The 21,237-nt window shown below is 67.3% G+C and carries 19 protein-coding genes; 15 read left to right on the forward strand and 4 right to left on the reverse strand.

The genetic code is table 11. From position 1 onward, the window contains the following. The first annotated feature begins 30 nt into the window (after positions 1-30). The 10 genes from PV764_RS17335 (at position 31) to PV764_RS17380 (ending at position 8,709) form a co-directional block, all read left to right on the forward strand. Positions 31-1,458 (forward strand): Do family serine endopeptidase, encoded by a 1,428-nt coding sequence (locus PV764_RS17335; protein WP_399619928.1) that lies wholly within the window; start codon positions 31-33, stop codon positions 1,456-1,458. A 111-nt stretch (positions 1,459-1,569) separates the two neighbouring features. Further along, on the forward strand, positions 1,570-1,935 hold the full coding sequence (locus PV764_RS17340; protein WP_019185548.1) for a hypothetical protein: 366 nt from the start codon (positions 1,570-1,572) through the stop codon (positions 1,933-1,935). Positions 1,936-1,943: 8 nt separating this feature from the next. Next, complete coding sequence (locus PV764_RS17345) at positions 1,944-2,444, forward strand: phage holin family protein (protein WP_019185547.1); 501 nt, start codon at positions 1,944-1,946, stop codon at positions 2,442-2,444. Then, the gene (locus tag PV764_RS17350; protein ID WP_399619924.1) at positions 2,441-2,914 is read left to right on the forward strand and encodes a protein sip-5; all 474 of its coding nucleotides are present in this window, start codon (positions 2,441-2,443) and stop codon (positions 2,912-2,914) included. Before PV764_RS17345 ends, PV764_RS17350 begins: the two co-directional genes overlap by 4 nt. Positions 2,915-3,050: 136 nt before the next feature. Beyond that, the gene (locus PV764_RS17355; protein WP_046274360.1) at positions 3,051-4,142 is read left to right on the forward strand and encodes an AI-2E family transporter; all 1,092 of its coding nucleotides are present in this window, start codon (positions 3,051-3,053) and stop codon (positions 4,140-4,142) included. An 84-nt stretch (positions 4,143-4,226) separates the two neighbouring features. Beyond that, on the forward strand, positions 4,227-4,703 hold the full coding sequence (locus PV764_RS17360; protein WP_421117163.1) for a hypothetical protein: 477 nt from the start codon (positions 4,227-4,229) through the stop codon (positions 4,701-4,703). Between the two features lie 64 nt (positions 4,704-4,767). Then, complete coding sequence (locus tag PV764_RS17365; RefSeq protein WP_019185543.1) at positions 4,768-5,478, forward strand: HAD family hydrolase; 711 nt, start codon at positions 4,768-4,770, stop codon at positions 5,476-5,478. Positions 5,479-5,506: 28 nt separating this feature from the next. Further along, positions 5,507-6,877 carry a M17 family metallopeptidase gene (locus PV764_RS17370; RefSeq protein ID WP_046274361.1) on the forward strand — a complete coding sequence of 457 codons (1,371 nt, stop codon included), beginning with the start codon at positions 5,507-5,509 and terminating at the stop codon, positions 6,875-6,877. A gap of 156 nt (positions 6,878-7,033) precedes the next feature. Beyond that, positions 7,034-8,146, forward strand: coding sequence for a catalase family peroxidase (locus PV764_RS17375; RefSeq protein WP_019185541.1), 1,113 nt, complete (start codon positions 7,034-7,036; stop codon positions 8,144-8,146). Continuing rightward, on the forward strand, positions 8,143-8,709 hold the full coding sequence (locus PV764_RS17380; RefSeq protein ID WP_019185540.1) for a cytochrome b: 567 nt from the start codon (positions 8,143-8,145) through the stop codon (positions 8,707-8,709). The genes PV764_RS17375 and PV764_RS17380 overlap by 4 nt, the downstream gene beginning before the upstream one ends. A 121-nt stretch (positions 8,710-8,830) precedes the next feature. On the opposite strand, the gene PV764_RS17385 is transcribed toward PV764_RS17380, so the two are convergent. Together PV764_RS17385 and PV764_RS17390 are read right to left on the reverse strand one after the other, a co-directional pair. Then, the gene (locus PV764_RS17385) at positions 8,831-9,433 is read right to left on the reverse strand and encodes a response regulator transcription factor (RefSeq protein ID WP_019185539.1); all 603 of its coding nucleotides are present in this window, start codon (positions 9,431-9,433) and stop codon (positions 8,831-8,833) included. Continuing rightward, the gene (locus PV764_RS17390; protein WP_421117164.1) at positions 9,430-10,665 is read right to left on the reverse strand and encodes a sensor histidine kinase; all 1,236 of its coding nucleotides are present in this window, start codon (positions 10,663-10,665) and stop codon (positions 9,430-9,432) included. The genes PV764_RS17385 and PV764_RS17390 overlap by 4 nt, the downstream gene beginning before the upstream one ends. Before the next feature lie 279 nt (positions 10,666-10,944). Between PV764_RS17390 and PV764_RS17395 the strand changes: the two genes are divergently transcribed. From PV764_RS17395 to PV764_RS17415, 5 genes are all read left to right on the forward strand, one after another. After that, positions 10,945-12,180 (forward strand): efflux RND transporter periplasmic adaptor subunit, encoded by a 1,236-nt coding sequence (locus tag PV764_RS17395; protein WP_046274365.1) that lies wholly within the window; start codon positions 10,945-10,947, stop codon positions 12,178-12,180. 195 nt (positions 12,181-12,375) lie between these two features. Continuing rightward, a complete protein-coding gene (locus PV764_RS17400) occupies positions 12,376-13,065 on the forward strand; it encodes an ABC transporter ATP-binding protein (RefSeq protein WP_019185536.1) in 690 nt (229 codons plus the stop codon). Between the two features lie 14 nt (positions 13,066-13,079). After that, on the forward strand, positions 13,080-14,240 hold the full coding sequence (locus PV764_RS17405) for an ABC transporter permease (protein WP_046274366.1): 1,161 nt from the start codon (positions 13,080-13,082) through the stop codon (positions 14,238-14,240). Between the two features lie 10 nt (positions 14,241-14,250). After that, positions 14,251-15,561, forward strand: a complete 1,311-nt coding sequence (locus PV764_RS17410; RefSeq protein ID WP_026070150.1) for an ABC transporter permease — start codon at positions 14,251-14,253, stop codon at positions 15,559-15,561. A gap of 429 nt (positions 15,562-15,990) precedes the next feature. After that, the gene (locus PV764_RS17415) at positions 15,991-18,813 is read left to right on the forward strand and encodes a TonB-dependent receptor plug domain-containing protein (RefSeq protein ID WP_421117166.1); all 2,823 of its coding nucleotides are present in this window, start codon (positions 15,991-15,993) and stop codon (positions 18,811-18,813) included. Positions 18,814-19,284: 471 nt separating this feature from the next. On the opposite strand, the gene rarD is transcribed toward PV764_RS17415, so the two are convergent. Continuing rightward, positions 19,285-20,205, reverse strand: coding sequence for an EamA family transporter RarD (gene rarD, locus PV764_RS17420; RefSeq protein ID WP_019185532.1), 921 nt, complete (start codon positions 20,203-20,205; stop codon positions 19,285-19,287). Further along, entirely contained in the window at positions 20,202-21,104 is a 903-nt protein-coding gene (yedA, locus tag PV764_RS17425; protein WP_019185531.1) for a drug/metabolite exporter YedA, read from the reverse strand. The genes rarD and yedA overlap by 4 nt, the downstream gene beginning before the upstream one ends. Positions 21,105-21,237: the final 133 nt, after the last annotated feature.

Raw genomic sequence — 21,237 nt, forward strand, 5'->3', positions numbered from 1 at the left:
CCGTCCCCTCCGACACGGAACCGCCGGACCATGCGACCGCTCCCGACCCTGCTCACGCTCGCCCTCGCCGCTGCCTTCGGCGGGTTCACTGCCACGGCCATCAATGCGCACCTGGACAACCGTGCCGAGGCGGCGCCGGCCGCGTATACGATCCCGACCACGGCCGCGCTGCCCGCAGCGGTCGCCGGCCAGGCGGTGCCGTCGCTGGCACCGATGCTGGAACGGGTGATGCCGGCCGTGGTGAGCGTCAACACCAAGCAGGTGGTACGGGTGCGCAACCCCTACTTCAACGATCCCTTTTTCCGCCGGCTGTTCCCCGAAGTGCCTCAGGAGCGCATCAACGAATCGCTGGGCTCGGGTGTGATCATCGATGCCGCCGAGGGGCTGGTCCTGACCAACCACCACGTCATCGACAACGCCGACGACGTGCAGGTGACCCTGGCCGACGGGCGCACGGTCAAGGCGGAATTCATCGGCTCCGATGCCGATACCGATGTCGCATTGATCCGGATTCCGACCGGCAACCTGACCGAGATCAAGCTCGGCGACAGCGCGCAGCTGCGCGTCGGCGACTTCGTGGTGGCGATCGGCAATCCGTTCGGTTTCAGCCAGACGGTCACCTCCGGCATCGTTTCGGCCGTGGGGCGCAGCGGCATCCGCGGGCTGGGCTACCAGAACTTCATCCAGACCGATGCCTCGATCAACCCGGGCAACTCCGGCGGTGCGCTGGTCAATCTGCAAGGGCAGCTGGTCGGCATCAATACCGCCAGCTTCAACCCGCAGGGCAGCATGGCCGGCAATATCGGCCTGGGCCTGGCGATCCCCTCCAACCTGGCGCGCGACGTCGTGGACCAGCTGGTCAAGCACGGCGTGGTGGTGCGTGGCACGCTCGGCATCGAGGCGCAGAACCTGACCCAGCAGATCGCGCAGGGCCTGGGCCTGACCGAGACGCGCGGCGCGCTGGTCACCCGCGTGCTGGCCGGCTCCGGTGCCGCCGCTGCCGGCCTCAAGCCGGGCGATGTGGTGGTGTCGGCCAACGGCCAGCGCGTGGACAGCGCGCAGGCGCTGCACAACGTGGAAGGCCTGCAGCCGGTCGGCAGCACGCTGACCCTGGACGTGCGCCGCGAGGGCAAGCCGCTGCAGATCAAGGCCACGCTCAAGGAGCAGGCGCGCGCGGTCACCGGGGAATCGCTCGACCCGCGCCTGAGCGGTGCCACCTTCGTCGATCTGCCCGAGTCGCTGCGCCAGGCCGGCGTGAGTGGCGTGCTGGTCAGCGAGGTCAAACGCGGCAGCCGCGCCGCCAACTCCGGGCTGGCGCAGGGCGATGTGATCACCGCGGCGACGGCAGGTGAGTTTGCCGATCTCGCCAGCTGGCGTGCCAACTTCCAGCAGCGTCCGTCCCAGCTGGTGCTGCGGATCATCCGTGGAAACGGCGGTGGCCAGCTGGTGATGCGCTGAACGCGGCGGCAGCCGTAACGTGGCTTACACCCGGCCGGTGCTATTACCTTGTGTTCGTTGCCGTCGGATCGTCCGCGGTCACCTTCCCCATCGCATAGCAGGAGAAACACGATGAGCCCCACCAATACCGAGAACCTGAAGGAACACCTGGGCGAAGCCGGCTCGCACCTGAAGTCGGCCGCCACCGCTGCCGGCGGTGCCATCAAGGGCGCGACCGGTGCTGCCGGTGACGAGCTGCGCATCGGCAAGGCCAACGTCAAGGCCGAACTGTCCGATACCGCGCTGTCCGGCCTGGCCGCGGCCGAGTTCGGTGGTGCCGCCGCCAAGGAACAGGTCGATGCACTGATGGACAAGGGCAAGGACCTGGTCGACAGCGCCGCTGAACTGATCCGCGAGCGCCCGCTGGCCTCCTTCGGCGTCGCCTTCGCGGCCGGCTGGATCATCGCCAAGCTGGCCCGTAGCGGCGGCGACAAGTAAGCAGCGGCGTGAGCGATCAAGCCCAGTCGACCGCTCCCGGTGGCGCGGATACCCCGCCACCGGACAGCGGTGAAAAAGCACCACGCCTGGACGAGAGCATCCGTCAGGTCGGTGAGGCCGGCCGTGAGACAGTCGATTCGGCCAAGCACACGCTGCGCTCCCTGCGACGATTGGCTTCGGCCGATTTCGCGCTGGCGCGCAGCGCGTTTGGCCGGGCACTGGCCTGGGCCGGCGTGGCGATCGTGTTCGGTGCATCGGCCTGGTTGTTGCTGGCCGGTACGCTGATTGCCCTGATGCAGCGCTGGGGCCTGTCCTGGTTCCATTCGCTGCTGATCACGTCGATCGTCAGCCTGCTGGTCACCGGCTACGCGATGTGGCGGGTGTCGTTCTTCTTCCGCCATACCGGCATGCATGCCACGCGGCGCCAGTTGTCGCGGCTGGGTTTGTATGACGAACCCAGCGATGAAGATCCCGATGCCGACGTGGATACCACGGGGGTGAAGCGATGAATTTCGAAGCGTTGCGGCAACGTGTCCAGCGCGCCGAGCTGGTGGTGGCGGTGCGGGTCGAGAAAACCCGCAGCAGCTGGTTCACCCTCAGCAGCGTCTGGCGCGCCGGATGGACGCCGTTGCGGATCATCACCGTCGGTCTCGCCGGCGGCTTCCTGGCCGGCAAGCTGGAGCCCACCGGTCTCGGTGCGAAAGTGCAGGGCGCGCGATGGCTGCAGATGATCGGCTCGGTCTCCAATCTGGTCGCCAGCACCCAGGCCGCGTTCGCCTCGATGCAGGCCAGCGAAGCGGCCGATACCGCCGAGCAGGCCGCAGACAAGGTGGATGACGCGGCCGATCAGTCCCCGCGTCAGGCCGCACCGGCACCGGCACCGGCAGCGCCACGGCTCGGGCCGGAGCGGCGGGTTGATCCGGCCTCGCCGTCCCAGCCGCAACCGGCTGAAGCAGCCACGGATCTGTCCGAACGCTGATCGCACTGCGGTCGGCAGCATCTTCCGAAGGCCCTGCGGCAGCTGCCGCGGGGCCTTTCTTCGTTTGCACGCACCCCACACGCCACGCGCACCCGGCTTGCCCAATAATGGCGCTCCTTTCCCGTGTGCGACCCGAATGAGCGTCCCGGTTCCCCCTTCTGCCGAAGCCGTCGTCGCACCGCCCGCGCCGCGCCCGCGCGCCCCGATGTCGCTGGTGATCCTGGCCACCCTGGCCGTCGCCTTCACCTTGTGGGCGGCACAGGACGTGGTGCTGCCGATCCTGCTGGCGATGTTCTTCGCGCTGGTCGGCAACCCGATCCTGCGGATGCTGCAGAAGATCTGGATTCCCCGGTTCCTCGGCGCGGTGCTGGTGCTCGGCGTCGGCCTGAGCGGCGCCGCCGCGCTCGGCGTGCAGCTGGTCGGCCCGGCGATGGAATGGGCCCAGGAAGCACCGCAGCAGCTGCGCAAGGTCGCCCGCCAGGTGCAGAACCTGACCAAGCCGGTGCAGCAGGCCAACCAGGCCGCGGAGAACTTCGCGCGCGTGGCCGGGGGCGAAGGCAGCCGCCGGGTGCAGATCGTGCGCACCCAGCTCGATGATCCCTACAAGGTGCTGACCCGCGCACCACGCCTGGCTGCCTCGGTGCTGGCGGTGGTGCTGCTGACCCTGTTCTTCATGATCTACGGGCAGAGCCTGCAGAAGCACGCCATCGCCCTGTTCCCCAGCCGCCAGCAGCAACGGTTCACCGCCGACATCCTGCGCTCGATCGAGCGCGAGGTTTCCCGGTATGTCCTGACCATCACGGTGATCAACACGCTGGTCGGCCTGGTCTTCTCCGGCATCCTGCTGCTGCTCGGCATCTCGCTGCAGGAGGCGCTGCTCTGGGGCACCGTGGCCGCCCTGCTGAACTTCGCGCCCTATGTGGGGCCGCTGATCGGCGTGGCACTGATGTTGCTGATGGGCTTTGTGGAATTCAGCGATCCGTTCAAGGCGCTGCTGCCGGCGGCCTGCTATCTCGCCCTGCATACGGTGGAAGGGCAGGTGGTGACGCCGATCGTGCTCGGCCGCCGGATGGCGATCTCGCCGCTGATCCTGATCCTGGCCCTGATGGTATTCGGCTGGCTGTGGGGCATGGTCGGCCTGCTGCTGGCGGTGCCGTTGCTGGTCTGCATCAAGCTGGTACTGGCACGATTGGACGGCACGCAGGGCTGGGCGCGGCTGCTGGAGTAAGCCTGTCAGGCCCGGGACAGACTCGCCGCGCAATCTCCGATGCTGCCAGACTACCCGCACTTTTCTGGATGGATCCTGGCCCTGATGTCTTCTCTCTCTGTCCGTTGTCTTGCCCTCGCCGGCCTTGTCACGCTCACCGCACCGACGTTCGCCGCAACCCCGCCCAGCGCCGAGGCTGCCGGCCGCCAGCTGGTCGAGGCGGTCACCTGCCAGCGTCACCTGACGCCCGCGCAGTTCGCTGCCTTGGCGAAGGTGCTCAAGCCGACCGAGCTGCAGGCGTACGGCGAGCTGTCCGATGGCGAGTATGCGCTGACCACGCCGCTGCTTGTGCTGGGCCAGCCGGTGAACCGCCTGTACCTGTACGACGGCGCCAGCGGCGAGGACGGCGTTGACAGCTACACCGCCTACTTCAGCACGGCCAGCGTCGAGCAGATCGCCGCGCTGGCGAAGATGGGCGACAGCGTAGCTGGCGACTACACCCTGGAGGTGGGTCGACATGACCTGAACGTGCGGCAGCAGGACGGGCAGGCATCCATCAGCTGTTCCTACGACCTGCGCTGAAGCACAGCCCTGCACTCCCTGCGCGCGCGATGAAAGCCCGCGCGCGCAGGCGTAGAATGGCGGGGTGAATTTTCCCGTCCAAGCCATCACCCTCGACCTCGACGACACCTTGTGGCCGTTCGCCCCCATCGGCGCCCGCATCGACCAGGTGTTGTACGAGTGGATGCTCCAGCACAGCCCCGCCACCGCCGCGATGTACCCGGTGGCGGCGATGCGTGAACTGCGCGAGCGCTCCTTCCATGACAACCCGCATCTGCACTACGACCTGAGCGCGCTGCGCCGGTTGACGCTGAGCGAGGCGCTGGAGAAAAGCGGCGCCGACCCGGCCCTGCTGGAACCGGCCTATGAAGCGTTCTATGCCGCGCGCAACCAGGTGGAGTTCTATCCTGATGCCATGGACGCGCTGGCCCGGATCGCCGCGCGCGTGCCGGTGGCCGCCCTCAGCAACGGCAATGCCGACCTGCAGCGGATCGGCGTATCGCACCACTTCACCTTCCAGCTCGGCTCGCGCGAGCACGGCGCGGCCAAGCCGGCCGCCAGCATCTTCCACGCCGCCTGCGAGCGCCTGGGGGTCGCCCCCGCCCACGTGCTGCACGTCGGCGACCACGCCGAGATGGACGTGGTCGGTGCGATGCAGGCGGGCCTGCGCGGCTGCTGGATCAACCGCGTCGAGCACACCTGGACTCATCCTTCACTGCAGCCCGATCTGCAGTTCGACACCCTGACCGGGCTGGCCGACTGGCTGGATGCGAACGCATCCGTCCCGCATGCCTGAGCGGCCGCCCAAGGAGCCTTCGAATCCCATGTCCCAGATCAACGGTTTCACGTCCGATACCTCGCATGCGCTGCCGCTGCATGTGATGACCCGCGAGCAGTACGCCGGCTGGCGCGCACGGCAGTCCGACGCGCTCGGCGCGTGGCTGGATGCGCAGCGCTTCAACGGCAGCGGTGGCAGCGTGGTGCTGCTGCCCGGCGAGCACGGCCTGGCCGGCGCGATCGTCGGTGTCGGCGACCCGGGCGATGTCTACAGCTACGCGCATGCACCGTTCGCGCTGCCGGAAGGCACCGTGTGGACACTGGCCGACGCGCTGGCGCCGGAGATCGAGACCCTGCTGCAGCTTGGCTGGGGGCTGGGCAGCTACCGTTTCGCGCGCTACCGCACGCCCAACCGCGCGCCCGCCCAGCTGGCCGCCACGCCTTCGGCCGAAGTGCGCGATGTGATCGCCGCCAGCCTGCGCGTGCGCGACTGGGTCAACACCCCGACCGAGGACATGGGCCCGCAGCAGCTCGAAGACGCCGCGCGTGAACTGGCCACCGCCCACGGTGCGCAGATCGAGGTGATCACCGGCGATGCCCTGCTCGAGCAGAACTTCCCCTCCATCCACGCCGTGGGCCGCGCCTCGCACCGGGCCCCGCGCCTGATCGTGCTGCGCTGGGGCAATGCAGGGCAGCCGCACGTTGCGCTGGTCGGCAAGGGCGTGTGCTTTGACACCGGCGGGCTGGACATCAAGCCGGGCGATGGCATGCGCAACATGAAGAAGGACATGGGCGGTGCCGCGCATGCGCTGGGCCTGGCCGGGCTTATCATGGCCCAACAGCTGCCGGTGCAGTTGACCCTGCTGATCCCGGCGGTAGAAAACGCGATCGGTCCGGATGCGTTCCGCCCGGGCGAGGTGATCGCCACCCGCAAGGGCCTGAGCATTGAGATCGACAACACCGACGCCGAAGGCCGCGTGATCTTGGCCGACGCGTTGACCTACGCCAGCGAGCAGCAGCCGGAGATCGTGCTCGATTTCGCCACCCTGACCGGCGCGGCCCGCATCGCGCTCGGTCCGGATCTGCCGGCATTGTTCAGCAACGACGACACTCTGGCCCAGCAGTGGCTGCAGGCCGGTGAATCGACCCGCGATCCGGTCTGGCGCATGCCGCTGTGGCGCCCGTACCTGCGCTACCTGCACAGCAACATCGCCGACCTGGCCAACGCCGGCTCGCGCATGGCCGGCTCGGTCACGGCCGCGCTGTACCTGGAACGTTTCATCGCCGAGGGCCAGACCTGGGCGCACCTGGATGTGTACGCCTGGAACGACGGCGAACGCCCGGGCCGTCCGGCCGGTGGCGAAGCGCTGGCGCTGCGTTCGGCCTGGGCGATGCTGAAGACGCGCTACGCCGTCTGAGGCAGCGCACCAGCGGCTGAACCCCGACGATCCCCGCTCCGGCGGGGATCGTTGTTTTCAACAGTTGTCGAAAATGTGAATATCGGCCTGCGCCGCGTTCTGACACCATGCCCCTGTCGCCCCCCCCACACGCATCGTGAAGGCAGGAATCCGGACATGTCGCTCTTCGGCTATACCCGCGCTGGTCGCGAACCGGGCGGTCCACGCCCTCCCTCACCGCTGCTGTGGATCGCGCTGATCGCCCTGATCGCCGGCGGCCTGGTGCTGGCCTTTGCCTGGCTGGCCGGCTGGATCGGCCGCGACCGCGTCACCGCACAGACCTTCACCGATGCCATCGAGGCGACCGGTCCGCCGCAGCCCGGCTTCCGCCGTGCGCACACCAAGGGCGTGTGCGTCAGCGGTGTCTTCCAGGGTACGCCCGAAGGGGCGGCGCTGAGTTCGGCACGCGTGTTCCGGCAGCGCCAGGTGCCGGTACTGGGCCGCCTCTCGATCGGCGGCGGCGACCCGCATGGCGCCGACAACAAGGCCCGCGTGCGGAGCATGGCGCTGCAGCTGGTCAGCGATGATGGCCAGGAATGGCGCATGGCGATGAACAGTTTCCCGTTCTTCGCGGTGCCCACCGCCGAGGCCTTCCTGGAACAGACCCGCGCCGGCATCCCGGACCCGGCCACCGGCAAACCGGACCCGGCGAAGATGGCCGCCGTGCTGGAGAAGTACCCGTCCGCGCGTGCCTTCCAGCAGTGGGCCAAGACCGCCCCCTGGTCGAACAGCTGGGCCAACACCGCTTACAACGGCGTCAACAGTTTCCGCTTCACCGCCGCCGATGGCAGCCACCGCTTCGTGCGCTGGAGCATGCGGCCGCAGGCGCCCTTCGAGGACATGACCCCGGAACAGCGCGCGCAGTCCGACGACGATTTCCTCAGCGAGGAGTTCGCCCGGCGCCTGGCGCAGGGCCCCGTGCGCTGGGACATGTGGGTGACCATCGCCAACGACGGCGACCCGATCAACGACCCCTCCCAGGTCTGGCCGGAGGACCGCCGCCAGGTGAAGGCCGGCACGCTGACGCTGAGCAGCATGCAACCGCAGGCCACCGGCGCCTGCCGCGATCTGAACTACGATCCGCTGATCCTGCCCAGCGGCGTGGCCGGCACCGATGATCCGATCCTGGCCGCACGCTCGGCGGTGTACTCGCAATCGTTCAACCGCCGCGAGCGCGAAATCGCCAGCGGCAAGGCGCCCGCCGCCACGGGCAAGGAGGGTGCGCGATGAACCGTGATGCCGGCCATTTCAATCTCCTCGCCCGCGTCCTGCACTGGCTGATGGCGGCGATGATCCTGGCGATGCTGTTCGTGGGCGTGACCATGGTTGCCTCGCTGCACTGGCGGCCGGTGCTGATCGATCTGCATCGGCCGCTGGGCATCGCGATCCTGCTGCTGGTGCTGGTGCGCCTGTACAACCGCCTGCGGCATCGCCCACCGCCGCTGCCGGCCGATCTGCCCGCCTGGCAGGCCGCCGCCGCGCATGCTTCGCATTGGGTGCTGTACGGGCTGATGCTGGCGATGCCGCTGATCGGTTGGGGCATGCTTTCGGCCGGTGGCTACCCGATCGTGATGGGCGGCGGCGTGCATCTGCCGGCGATCCTGCCGCACAACCCGGCGCTGTATGCCGCGTTGCGCAACGCCCACAGCCTGCTGGCGTATGTGCTGTTCGCCACGGTGGTGATGCATCTGTCGGCCGCGCTGTTCCACCTGTGGGTGCGCCGCGATGGCGTGTTCCAGGCGATGGCAAAGGGCCCGGGCGGCACTTCCCCCACCGACACGGATCCGCGGTAACCACCGACCGCTGGCCGGTGGTATCGGATCGCATGCATCTCCGGCACCCCGGTAGTGCCGGCCGCTGGCCGGCTCTGCATCCTCTCGATCGAGAATAACGGGAGCCGGCCAGCGGCCGGCACTACAACCAGCCTTTCTGCCGCGCCAGCCGGTACGCTTCGATGCGGTTGGCCACGCCAAGCTTGCCGATGCACTCGGACAGGTAGTTGCGCACGGTGCCGTGCGACAGCCCCAGCTGCATGGCGATCTCGCTGGCCGAGCGGCCGTCGCCGGACAGGCGCAGCACCTGGCGCTCGCGATCGTTGAGCGGGTCGGCCTGCGACCATGCATCCAGCGCCAACTGCGGGTCGATCGCGCGGCCGCCGTGCTGCACCTGGCGCAGTGCATCGGCCAGGCGTTCGGCCGGTGCATCCTTGAGCAGGTAACCACAGACGCCGGCATCCAGTGCGCGGCGCAGGAAGCCCGAACGCGCGAAGGTGGTCACGATCACCACCTTGATCGGCAGGCCCTGGCGGGCGATCCGCTGCGCCAGTTCCAGCCCGGACAAGCCGGGCATTTCGATATCGGTGACCAGGATGTCCGGCTTGAGCTGCTGCAGCATCCGCCATGCGGCCTCGCCATCTGCGGCACTGCCCAGCACCTCGATGTCCGGCTCCAGCCCGAGCAGCGCCGATAGCGCGCCGCGTACCATCGCCTGGTCTTCAGCCAGCACGATGCGGATCATGATGCGCCCCGGGCCGGCAGCGACGGCGCGGTCGGCACCGCCACAGGCGCCACCACCGCCGTGGTCGCGGCCGGCAAGGTCACGCGGACCGTTACGGACGTCCCCTCGCCCTTCGCCGCGTGCAGCACCAGGGTGCCACGCAGGGCAGCGACCCGTTCGCGCATGCCGGTCAGGCCGTTGCCATCCACGTGGGCACCGCCACGCCCGTCATCGCGGATCTGCATCGACAAAGTGCGCCCGTCCTGCTCGAAGGTGATCCACGCCTGCCGCGCCTGCGCGTGGCGGGCGACGTTGGTCACCGCCTCGCGCAGGACCAGTGACAGCGCGCGCTCGATATCGACGGGCATCGGTGGCGGTGGCGCGTAGTGCAGATGCACATGCTGGTACTCCAGTAGCAACCGGGCCGAGGCGAGTTCGGCCGCCAGATCACTGGCGCGGATCCCGGTGACCGCACTGCGTACTTCGGCCAAGGCCTGGCGCGCGATCGTTTCGGCTTCGGCCACTTCGCGGCGCGAGCCCACCGGATCGCGGTCGGCCAGCTTGCGCGAGAGCTCCAGCTTCAAGGTGATCAAGGACAGCGTGTGCCCCAGCAGGTCGTGCAGATCGCGGCCGATGCGCTCGCGCTCGGCGGTCGCCGCCAGCCGACGCACTTCGTCCTGGGACAGCTGCAGCGCCGCATCCTGTTCATGGCTGGCGGTCTCGAAGTTGACCACCAGGCTGATGATCATCGCCATGCTCGGAATCCAGATCAGCGCCTGCCAAGGGTAATGGGCCAGCAAGCCCACCACCACGAACAGCGCGTTCAATCCCACCAGCTGCAGCAGATAGCGCCCATAGCCACTGCGGCGCGAGACGCGCAGCGTGACGCAGCCGAAGATGAAATAGCTCACTGCCGAGGGGTACCACGCCAGCGGCACCAGCCCCAGCACCACCATCGACAGCGCGTAGCGCGGCGCGTGGCAGCGCGGTGCCAGCAGCACCCCGGCGTACAGCACGAGGAACACCGGGTAGGTCAGCAGGGTCAGCGCCGCCCAGCGCCAGGTGTAGCCGCCGCCGAACAACGGCGTCAGGAACACCCACAGCGTCCACAGCAGGTGGATCGCATCGACCCACGGCGATTTGCCGCGCCGTATGTTCTCGGCCACGGCCGAGTCCGGCGCGGGGCGCAACAGGGAGGCGAACCGACTGGAGGGCACGGACGTTTCCAAAGCAGGACGATCAGGCGCGATCATGCCACTTCAGCCGGTATGCCGCAGGCAGCGCTGCCGTGGTGGATCTCCACGTCGTGAAGGCAGGTCAGGGGCAAGGCAGTGGACTCGATGAGGACACCCACAGCGTCACCCCCGGGGCCGCCCGGCCCCAGTGGCCGTCGTCAGCCCATGCAGGTGACAGCTGTCACTGCCGCCGCGCCAGGCCGCCGGGCATGCTGTCCACCACCCGGCCACCGTGCCGGTTTGCCCCTCGGCCGCCGATGCGGTCACACTCGGCCCGATTCCCCGTCCAGACTCACGATGAACGCATCCGCTGAACTGCTCAAGGAACTCCGTATCGACCGCAAGGCCGGTTCGCCGCCGCCGTCGCCCCCGCGACGTGGCCGCTGGATCGCGCTGGCGATCGTCCTTCTCATCCTGCTCGCCGGCCTGGCCTGGTTCGTGTTCGGCCGCGAGCGCCCCATCGCCGTGACCACCGCGCCCGTCGTGGCGATCCAGCAGGGCGGTGCCAGCAGCTCGGTGCTCGACGCCAGCGGCTATGTGGTCGCCCGGCGCATGGCCACGGTCTCGGCCAAGATCACCGGCAAGGTCCGCGAGGTGATGATCGAGGAAGGCATGCGCGTGGAAGAAGGCCAGGTAATGGCCACGCTCGACCCGATCGATGCCAACGCCCAGCGCAGTCTGTCGGCCTCGCAGCTCGAGGCCGCACGCAGCCAACTGGCCGGTCTGCAGGCACAGGTGGCCCAGGCTGATGCCGAGGCCGGGCGCCTGCAGGCACTGGTCGGCCAGCAGCTGGTCTCGCGTTCCCAGTACGACCTGGCCATCGCCCAGCGCGACACCCTGCGCGCCCAGCTCAAGACCGCCCAGCGCAACACCACCGTGGCCAGCGATTCACTGGCGATCGCCGATCTGGGCGTGGACAACAACATCGTGCGCGCGCCGTTCTCCGGCGTGGTTACCGCCAAGGCCGCACAGCCGGGTGAGATCGTTTCGCCGCTGTCGGCCGGCGGCGGTTTTACCCGGACCGGCATCGGCACCATCGTGGACATGGATTCGCTGGAGATCGAAGTCGAGGTCGGCGAATCCTTCATCGGCCGGGTGCAGCCGAAGATGCCGGTCGAAGCCACCCTCAATGCCTACCCGGACTGGAAAATTCCGGCCGAGGTGATCGCGATCATTCCCACTGCCGACCGCGGCAAGGCCACCGTGAAAGTGCGCGTGGCGCTGAAGGCCAAGGACCCGCGCATCGTTCCCGAGATGGGCGTGCGGGTCAGCTTCCTGGAAGGCGCCCGCCCCGCCGAAGCCGCCAAGCCGCAGGGCGTGCGCGTGCCGGCCTCGGCGATCGTGGAGCGCGGGCAGAAGACCGTCGCCTTCGTGGTCAAGGACGATGCCCGGGTGGAACAGCGCGCGATCACCGTGGGTACCACGCTCAACAACGACCGCCAGGTCACCCAGGGCCTGAAGGCCGGCGAGGTCGTGGTGACCACCCCACCGGCCGAGCTGCACGATGGCAGCAAGGTCACCGAAACCCCCTGACAGACAACGGGCTCGGTGGCCAATGCGCCACCGGCCTGCGCCCACGCGGTACGCGAGCCGCTCACGCTCGCGGCAAGTGCGATTTCCTCGTGCCGTCCCGGCGCGCACGGTGAGCGCTGCCCGTCCCCCTGGCGTCCGGAAGCCTTCGCCCGGACGCGCCGTACGTCTTTCCAACCGATCCACGGAGAACCACCCATGTCCACCCTGGTTTCGCTCCGCAACATCACCAAGACCTACCAGCGCGGCCCCGAGAAAGTGCAGGTGCTGCACGGTATCGACCTGGACATCCAGTCCGGCGATTTCGTCGCGCTGATGGGCCCGTCCGGCTCGGGCAAGACCACCCTGCTCAATCTGATCGGCGGCTTGGACACGCCCACCGGCGGTGAGATCGAGATCGAAGGCGAGCGCATCGACCGCATGAGCGGCGGCCAGCTCTCCACCTGGCGCAGCCACCACGTCGGCTTCGTGTTCCAGTTCTACAACCTGATGCCGATGCTGACCGCGCAGAAGAACGTGGAGCTGCCACTGCTGCTCACCCACCTGGGCGCCGCACAACGCAAGCGCAATGCCGAGATCGCGTTGACCCTGGTCGGCCTGGCCGACCGCCGCAGCCACCGCCCGAACGAACTGTCCGGTGGCCAGCAGCAACGCGTGGCGATCGCCCGTGCGATCGTCTCCGACCCCACCTTCCTGATCTGCGATGAGCCCACCGGCGACCTGGACCGCCAGTCCGCCGAGGAAATCCTGGGGCTGCTGCAGCAGCTCAACCGCGAACACGGCAAGACCATCATCATGGTCACCCATGATCCCAAGGCCGCCGAGTACGCCACCCATACGGTGCACCTGGACAAGGGCGAACTGGCCGGCGCGCCAGCGGCCCACTGACGGAGGATGCGGCGATGAAATATTTTTCGCTGGTCTGGGCACAGCTGTTCCGCAGCAAGACCCGCACCCTGCTGACGCTGTTGTCGGTGGTGGCGGCCTTCCTGTTGTTCGGCATGCTCGATTCGGTGCGGGTGGCCTTCAACTCCGGCGGTGACACCATCGAAGGTGCCAAGCGGCTAGTGGTCTCCTCCAAGCTGTCGATCACCCAGAGCCTGCCGTTGCGGCTGCTGCGCGATATCGAAGCCACCCCCGGCGTGCGCAAGGTCAACTACGCGATGTGGTTCGGCGGCATCTACCAGGACCAGAAGAACTTCTTCCCGAGCTTCTCCGTCTCGGACAACTACATGGACCTGTACCCCGAGTTCGAGCTGCCGCCCGAGCAGGCCGAGGCGTTCAAGAACACCCGGACCGGTGCGCTGGTCGGTGAAGCCCTGGCCAAGCGCTTCGGCTGGAAAGTGGGCGATACCATTCCGATGCAGGCCACGATCTTCCCGCGCAAGGGCAGCAACGACTGGCCGCTGGTGCTGAGCGGCATCTACCGGGCCAAGGACCGCAACAACGCCAGTGCGGAAAACCAGCTGATGCTGCACTGGAGCTACTTCGATGAATCCAACGATTACATCAAGAACCAGGTCAGTTTCTATACCGTCCAGTTGGAGAACCCCGCACACGCCTCGCGCGTGGCCCAGGCGATCGATGCGCTGTCGCTGAATTCCGATCACGAAACCAAGTCGCAGACCGAGGCCTCGTTCTCGCAGGCCTTCGCCAAGCAGTTCGCCGATATCGGCCTGATCGTCACCGGCATCATGGCGGCGGTGTTCTTCACCCTGGTGCTGCTGACCGGCAACACCATGGCCCAGGCGGTGCGCGAGCGCATCCCGGAGCTGGCGATCCTCAAGACGCTGGGCTTCAAGGATGGCACCGTGCTGGTGCTGGTGATGGTGGAGTCGGTGCTGCTGATCGTGCTCGGCGGGCTGATCGGCATGGGCCTGGCCTCGATCGTGATGCCGGTGATCAGCGCCAGCAGCCAGGGCATGATCAGCCTGCCCGGCGTGCCGGCGCAGACGTGGGGGGTGGCGCTGTGCCTGATGGCGGTGATCGGGATCGTGGTGGGCCTGCTGCCGGCACTGCGCGCGCAGCGGTTGAAGATCGTCGATGCACTGGCCGGGCGCTGAGGAGACCATCATGAACAAGCAATGGATGTGGAACGTCGTGACGGTGCTGGCGCTGCTGGTCGCCTTGGTAGTGTGGATCGTGCTGCCGTGGTGGATGGTGCTGGCCATCGCCGTGCTGCTGGCCGCCTGGCTGGTGCTCACCCGTACTGGCCGTCTGTCGCTGGCAGCGGCGCGGATCGGCATCGCCAGCCTGCCGCAGCGCTGGGGTGCCTCCTCGGTGATCGTGGTCGGCATCGCCGGCGTGGTCGGGGTGCTGGTGGCGATGCTGGCGATGGGCGATGGCTTCAAGGCCACCCTGGAGCGCAGCGGCAGCGATGACGTGGCCATCGTGCTGCGCGGCGGCTCACAGGCCGAAACCAACTCGGTGATCATGCGCGACCAGGTGCCACTGATCGAGAACCTGCCCGGCGTGGCCCGCGGCAGCGATGGCAAGCCGCTGATCTCCGCCGAGCTGTCGCAGGTGATCAGCCTGCTCTCGCGCAGCGACCACAGCGATACCAACGTGCAGTTCCGCGGCGTTGGCGAGCAGGCGTGGGCGGTGCGCGACAACGTGCGCATCATCGCCGGCCGCAGGTTCAAGCCCGGCCTGCGCGAAATCGTGGTCGGCAAGGGCGCCCAGGCGCAGTTCGAGGGCCTGGAGATCGGCAAGACCCTGCAGCTGGGCAAGCAGGAGTGGACGGTGGTGGGCGTGTTCGCCTCCAACGATGTGCACGAGTCGGAGCTGTGGTCGGACACCCAGACGTTGTCCACCACCTACAACCGCAGTGCCTACCAGTCGGTCAACGTACGCACCGAAGGGGCCGCGGGCTTCCAGCAGTTCAAGGCGGCCATGGAGGCCGACCCGCGCCTGAAGCTGGATGTGGAGACCACCCGTGACTACTACCGCAAGCAGTCCGGTGGCCTGAGCAAGCTGATCAGCATCCTGGGCACGGTGATCGGCGCGATCATGGCGATCGGTGCGGTGTTCGGTGCGCTCAACACCATGTATGCGGCGGTGGCGACGCGTGCCCGAGAGATCGCGACGATGCGTGCGATCGGTTTCCGTGGCGTGCCGGTGGTGACCGCGGTGATGCTGGAGACGATGCTCCTGGCGCTGCTCGGCGGCCTGCTCGGCGGTCTGGTGGCATGGCTGGTGTTCAACAACTACACCGTTTCCACGCTGGGCAACAATTTCAGCCAGGTGGTGTTCCAGTTCCAGGTGTCGCCGCAGCTGCTGTGGACAGGCTTGAAGTGGGCGCTGGGCATTGGCCTGGTGGGCGGCTTGTTCCCGGCCCTGCGCGCGGCGCGACTGCCGATCACCACGGCGTTGCGCGAGACCTGAGCGATACGTTTGAACAACGCGCGTGCGCGTGATCGCGCACGCGAAATAGCAACTCCGGAACCGCACTTGCAAGAGTGCGGTTCTTTTCTTTGCAGTGCACGTTCACTGCACGTTTAGCTCTCCAGCGCGCAGCTGTACACGCGCTGCAAAGGAACGTCGCGCGCGCTCAAGTTGCTTCGCACGTCGCCGCTATTGCGCATCGACCCAGCGCGGCGGACCGCTTCTGCATGCCTCTCGCGACGATGAGAAAAAGGTTTCGTCTGAATGCGTGGTTTTGTCAGCCATCGTTCATTTACAGCGCTTTTTACGCTTTCAAATGAAAGTAAAAAATTTGAAAAGTCATTAGACTCCCGCCCCCACGTCGTGGTGTGTTGTTCCCCACGCCGCCCGAACGGGCGAATGTTTTTACAGAGAAAGAGAAACGCACGGATGTATTTGAAGACCAATCCGCTGCGCAACGCGATCGCCATCGCGCTTGTCGCCAGCTGCAGTGCCCCCGCCTTCGCACAGAGTGCCGATGACGGCACCACCAACCTCGATCGCATCGAGATCACCGGCTCGCGCATCCGCCAGGCCAGTGTCGAATCGGCCCAGCCGGTCGTTGCGCTGAACCGCGCCGAGATCGAGAAGAAGGGCTACGTCAACGTCGCCGACATCCTGCAGGACGTCACCGCCGCCGGTTCGCCGAGCATGAGCCGTGCCTCCTCGCTGGAATCGGGCCGCGACTTCGGCGGTATGTACGTGAGCCTGCGCAACCTGGGCCCGGAACGCAGCCTGGTGCTGATCGACGGCCGCCGCATGGGCGTCAGCGCCGGCGGTTACTCCGACCTGGCCTCGATCCCGTCCTCGATCGTGGAGCGCGTGGAAGTGCTGACCGACGGTGCGTCGGCCCTGTACGGCTCGGACGCCATCGCCGGCGTGGTCAACATCATCACCCGCAAGAACTTCGACGGTGCCGAAGTCAACGCCTACGTTGGCCAGTACAGCGAAGGTGATGGCCAGAAGACCGCTTACAGCGCGACCTTCGGCAAGACCTTCGACCGCGGCTGGGTCACCGTGGGTGGCGAGTACACCGACGAAGATCCGGTCCTGGGCGGCGCGCGTGAGTTCACCGCCTACCCGAACGGCCCGCGCCACACCGGCGACGGCCTGAGCGGCGTCACCCCGTGGGGCTATGCGACCGTCAACGGCCGCAACCTCAGCGTGGGCCCGGGCGGCGATCCGACCCAGCTCGGCAACTTCAAGCCGGCCGACAAGGCCAACGACGCCAACACCAAGACCAACATGAGCCTGCTCACCGGTCTGCAGCGCAAGTCGGTGTTCGCCAACGGTGGCTTCTCCATCACCGATGACCTGCGCCTGGTCGCCGATGCGCTGTACAGCGAGCGCGAGTCGAGCAAGCAGCTGGCCGGTTATCCGTACCAGAGCACCGGTTCGCGTGCGCTGCTGTCCAAGGACAGCGCGTTCAACCCGTTCGGCCAGGACGTTGCCTTCGCGCACCGTACCGAAGAGCTGCCGCGCGGCACCGAGAACAACCTGACCACCAAGCGCGCCAGCCTGGGCCTGGAAGGCAGCTTCGACACCGGTTTGCGTTACTGGGACTGGAACGTCAGCTACATGTACAACCGCAATGAAGGCGAGCGCATCGGCACGGGCAGCATGTACCAGCCGAACGTGAACCAGTCGGTCGGCCCGTCGTTCCTGGATGCCAACAACGTCGCCCATTGCGGCAGCGTCGGCAACGTGATCGCCGGTTGCACCCCGTGGAACCCGCTGGCGCCGATGGGCTATACCGGCCCGGGCTCGATGAGCAACCAGGACGTGCAGGACTTCCTGTTCACCCGCTTCACCGACAAGATGCAGAGCACCACCAAGGTGGCCAGCGCGAACATCTCCGGCTCGCTGTTCACCCTGCCGGCCGGTGACATCCTGGGTGCACTGGGTGTCGAGCACCGCAGCGAAGAAGCCAGCTACTCGCCGGACCTGATGGTCCGCAACGGCCAGATCGCCGGCACCACCGGCCAGCCGACCCAGGGCGATTACTCGCTCAACGAGGTCTACCTGGAACTGCAGGTTCCGCTGCTGGCCGACATGGCCTTCGCGCGTGAGCTGTCGCTGGACATGGCCGGCCGCTATTCGGACTACAACAACTTCGGCTCGACCACGAACACCAAGTTCGGCCTGAAGTGGAAGCCGATCGACAGCCTGCTGGTGCGCGCCACCTACGGCACCGGCTTCCGCGCGCCGACCGTGGAAGATCTGTACGGCGGCACCACCAGCACGCGCGACTCGTACACCGATCCGTGCGATACCAACTTCGGTGCGGCCGCCAACAACCCGCAGGTCCTGGCGCGCTGCCTGGCCAATGGTGTCCCGGCCAACTTCCGCCAGCTCGCCGCGGACGGCAGCGCTGCGACGGTGCCCGGCCAGCAGGGTGGCACCGACTTCAGCTCGGGCTCCAACCCGGAACTGAAGCCGGAAACCGCCAAGACCTGGACCGTGGGCATGGTCTACAGCCCGGAGTTCGTCTCGGGCCTGGACCTGAGCCTGGACTGGTGGAAGATCCGCATCAACGACGTGATCGTCGGTGAGTCGGCCACGGACATGCTCAACCAGTGCTATGTGCTGGGTGTGGATGCCGCATGCGACCGCTTCACCCGTGCCAAGTCGGGCCGCACCCTCGGCCAGGTCAACGGCCTGGACCGTACGCTGCTCAACGCCGGCTACCAGGAAACCGCCGGCTATGACCTCTCGGTGCGTTACCGCCTGCCGGAACTGGCGATCGGCAAGTTCGCGGTCTCGTGGAACACCACGTATGTGGATTACCTGGAGCGCAAGAACGACAACGTCGACACCACGCCGGTGCGTCAGTACACGGGCTGGGAAGGCAACTTCCGCGTGCGTTCGAACCTCAACCTGGATTATCAGTACGGCAACTTCGGCCTGGGCTGGACGGCGCGTTACTACTCCAGCATGAAGGAAAACTGCGCGTACACGACCGAGTGCAGCAATCCGGGCTTCAGCTCGGCGTACACGGGCCGCCAGGGCGTCAACAAGGTGGGTTCGAACACCTTCCACGACATCCAGGTGCGTTACGTGCTGCCGTGGAACGGTACGGTTTCGATGGGCGTGAACAATGTGTTCGACCATCAGGGTCCGATCATGTACAGCCAGCCGAACAGCAGCTTCACGTACTACGGCGGGTTCGATATCGGCCGTTACATGTACATGAAGTACCAGCAGCGTTTCTGATCGGGCTTGCCTGATCACCCCTTTCTGATCTGCGGCTTACTCTCTCCAAGCCGCCGAGTGGAAGTAAGACGGCGCCTTCGGGCGCCGTCTTTTTTTTTGCGCTGCAGTTTTGGAGCGATGGCTTCTGGAGCGATGGCTTTTGGAGCAACAGCTCTTTGGAGCAATAGCTCCTTGGAACAACAGCCTTCAGTGCTGGACTCGCCCTGGCTTGGGCGGGCACGGGTGGGTTGTCGGGACCCGCTGCAAGTCCCGCTCCGCGGCCCGGCCCAGCCGCTGGCGGCTGTGCGTTCAGTCGCATGCGAGGCAGTGCCTCGCAAGCAATGCGCCTTCACCCATGTAAGCTCGTATGCCGCCATCCATGGATGGGTTCACGGCGGGTCCCGCGCACCCACCCACACCCCGCCTGGCCACGCAGCCCAGCAAACCAGCAAACCAGGGCTCAAGCTTTCAGGCTTTCAGGCTTCTCAGCCTTCAGCGCTTCAACGCACCACCCGCCCGCGACCGCCACAGACCGTCGCCGATGAACAGCAGCAACCCGGTCCAGATCGCAGCGAAACCCACCGCCTTGGCCGTATCAAACGGCTCGCGGAAAAAGAACACGCCCAACAACAACCCGATACTCGGCGCGATGTACTGCAGGATTCCGACCAGCGACAGCGGAATCCGCTTCACCCCGTACGCAAACCCGATCAACGGCAGCGCCGTCACCGCCCCGCCAAGGATCAACAGCGCATCATTGCGCCAGCCCCAGCCACTGAAGAACGCCCCGCCGTGCCCGTTCTCGCTCCACAGCGCGAACCCGATCGCCGGCAGGAACAGATACAGACTCTCCACCCCGAGCCCCGCCACCGGGTCGACCGAAATCATCTTGCGCAGCAACCCGTACAGACCGAACGAACAGGCCAGCCCCAGGGCGATCCAGGGCGGCCTGCCGGCATCGATGGTCAGCCACGCCACACCGAGGGCCGCGCAGCCCACCGCGAGCCACTGCAGGCGGCGCAGGCGCTCGTTGAGCACCACCACGCCGAGCACCACGCTCACCAGCGGATTGATGAAGTAGCCCAGACTGGTCTCGATCACATGCCCGGCGTTGATCGCCCAGATGTACAGGCCCCAGTTGAACGCGATCGCCACGCTGCTCAGCGCCAACGTCGGCAGCGCGCGTGGCTGCGCCGCGATGGCCTTCCACCAACCCGGGCCGTTGCTCAGCAGCAGCCAGGCCACCACCAGCACCGTGCTCCAGATGATGCGGTGCGCGATGATCTGCTGCGAGGGCACCGCATTGAGCAGGTGCCAGTAGACCGGCACCAGGCCCCACAGGGTGAAGGTGAACGCGGTGATCGCCAGGCCGCGGCGCTGCTCCTGCAGGCTGTGTGGTGCGGGCAGGCTCACTTCGCGCGCGTCCGGGCCAGGGTCAGCACCACCACGCCGGCCAGGATCACTGCCATGGCCAGCAGGTCACGCCCGCCGAAGTGCTCGTTGCCGATGATCACGCCCAGGATCACTGCGATCACCGGATTGACGTAGGCATAGCTGGCCACCAGTGCCGGGCGCACGTTGTGCAGCAGCCACACGTAGGCGGTGAAGGCGACGATCGAGCCGAACATGCACAGGTAGGCCACCGCCAGCAGCCCATTCATGCTGGGCCAGGTGGTCGGGCGTTCGCCGCTGAGCAGGCCGAGCACGATCAGCATCGCGCCACCGCAGAGCATCTGCCCGGCGGCGGTCATGAAGGGGCTGGGCAGGTCCAGGCCGCGTGCCCAGATCGAGCCGAAGGCCCAGCCGATCGGGGCGATCAGCAGCAGGATCAGGCCCTGCGGGGAGGCGGTCAGGCTGCTGCCGGCGTTGAGCCAGACCACGCCGAGGAAGCCGATCGCGATGCCCAGCCACTCGCCGCGGCTGGCGTTCTGCCCACGCATCGCGCCGAACAGGGCCATCCACAGCGGCACCGAGGCCACGGCGGTCGCCGCCAGGCCCGAGGAGACCGTGCGCTCGGCCAGCACCACCATGCCGTTGCCCAGGACCAGCATGGTCAGGCCCATGATCGCCAGGTTCCGCCACTGGCGCCGGGTCGGCGCGGGCGAGCCACGCCAGCGCAACACGGCATACATCAGCGAACCGGCGATGATGAAGCGGCCGCCGGAGACCATCGTCAGCGGCAGTGCGCCGCCCTCCAGCGCCAGCCGGATCCCCAGATAGGTGGACCCCCAGACCACGTACACCAGCAGCAGCGCCAGGACGACCAGGCCGCTGCGGGGAGCGGCCGACGGAGAGGGGGGTAGGACGGCCATGGGCCACCACGGTGCGGGGGAACACGAATTCTAGGCCGTTGCCGATGGCGCGGCACGCTTTGTGCTGGCACGCTGATTTCATCCGGCCGCACCGTGATGCCTGACACGCACCCGTTTTTGACGTGCGGTAAGG

It is taken from the genome of Stenotrophomonas sp. AS1 (assembly GCF_048957655.1).
Lineage (GTDB): Bacteria > Pseudomonadota > Gammaproteobacteria > Xanthomonadales > Xanthomonadaceae > Stenotrophomonas > Stenotrophomonas bentonitica_A.

Coding starts and splice junctions, on each gene's coding strand:
- PV764_RS17385 (WP_019185539.1), bottom strand. CDS start 9,433: ATGATCCGCATCGTGCTGGCTGAAGACCAGGCGATGGTACGCGGCGCG.
- PV764_RS17375 (WP_019185541.1), top strand. CDS start 7,034: ATGTCGCTCTTCGGCTATACCCGCGCTGGTCGCGAACCGGGCGGTCCA.
- PV764_RS17405 (WP_046274366.1), top strand. CDS start 13,080: ATGAAATATTTTTCGCTGGTCTGGGCACAGCTGTTCCGCAGCAAGACC.
- PV764_RS17395 (WP_046274365.1), top strand. CDS start 10,945: ATGAACGCATCCGCTGAACTGCTCAAGGAACTCCGTATCGACCGCAAG.
- PV764_RS17415 (WP_421117166.1), top strand. CDS start 15,991: ATGTATTTGAAGACCAATCCGCTGCGCAACGCGATCGCCATCGCGCTT.
- PV764_RS17340 (WP_019185548.1), top strand. CDS start 1,570: ATGAGCCCCACCAATACCGAGAACCTGAAGGAACACCTGGGCGAAGCC.
- PV764_RS17335 (WP_399619928.1), top strand. CDS start 31: ATGCGACCGCTCCCGACCCTGCTCACGCTCGCCCTCGCCGCTGCCTTC.
- PV764_RS17355 (WP_046274360.1), top strand. CDS start 3,051: ATGAGCGTCCCGGTTCCCCCTTCTGCCGAAGCCGTCGTCGCACCGCCC.
- PV764_RS17370 (WP_046274361.1), top strand. CDS start 5,507: ATGTCCCAGATCAACGGTTTCACGTCCGATACCTCGCATGCGCTGCCG.
- PV764_RS17350 (WP_399619924.1), top strand. CDS start 2,441: ATGAATTTCGAAGCGTTGCGGCAACGTGTCCAGCGCGCCGAGCTGGTG.
- PV764_RS17390 (WP_421117164.1), bottom strand. CDS start 10,665: ATGATCGCGCCTGATCGTCCTGCTTTGGAAACGTCCGTGCCCTCCAGT.
- PV764_RS17360 (WP_421117163.1), top strand. CDS start 4,227: ATGTCTTCTCTCTCTGTCCGTTGTCTTGCCCTCGCCGGCCTTGTCACG.
- PV764_RS17410 (WP_026070150.1), top strand. CDS start 14,251: ATGAACAAGCAATGGATGTGGAACGTCGTGACGGTGCTGGCGCTGCTG.
- PV764_RS17400 (WP_019185536.1), top strand. CDS start 12,376: ATGTCCACCCTGGTTTCGCTCCGCAACATCACCAAGACCTACCAGCGC.
- PV764_RS17380 (WP_019185540.1), top strand. CDS start 8,143: ATGAACCGTGATGCCGGCCATTTCAATCTCCTCGCCCGCGTCCTGCAC.
- yedA (WP_019185531.1), bottom strand. CDS start 21,104: ATGGCCGTCCTACCCCCCTCTCCGTCGGCCGCTCCCCGCAGCGGCCTG.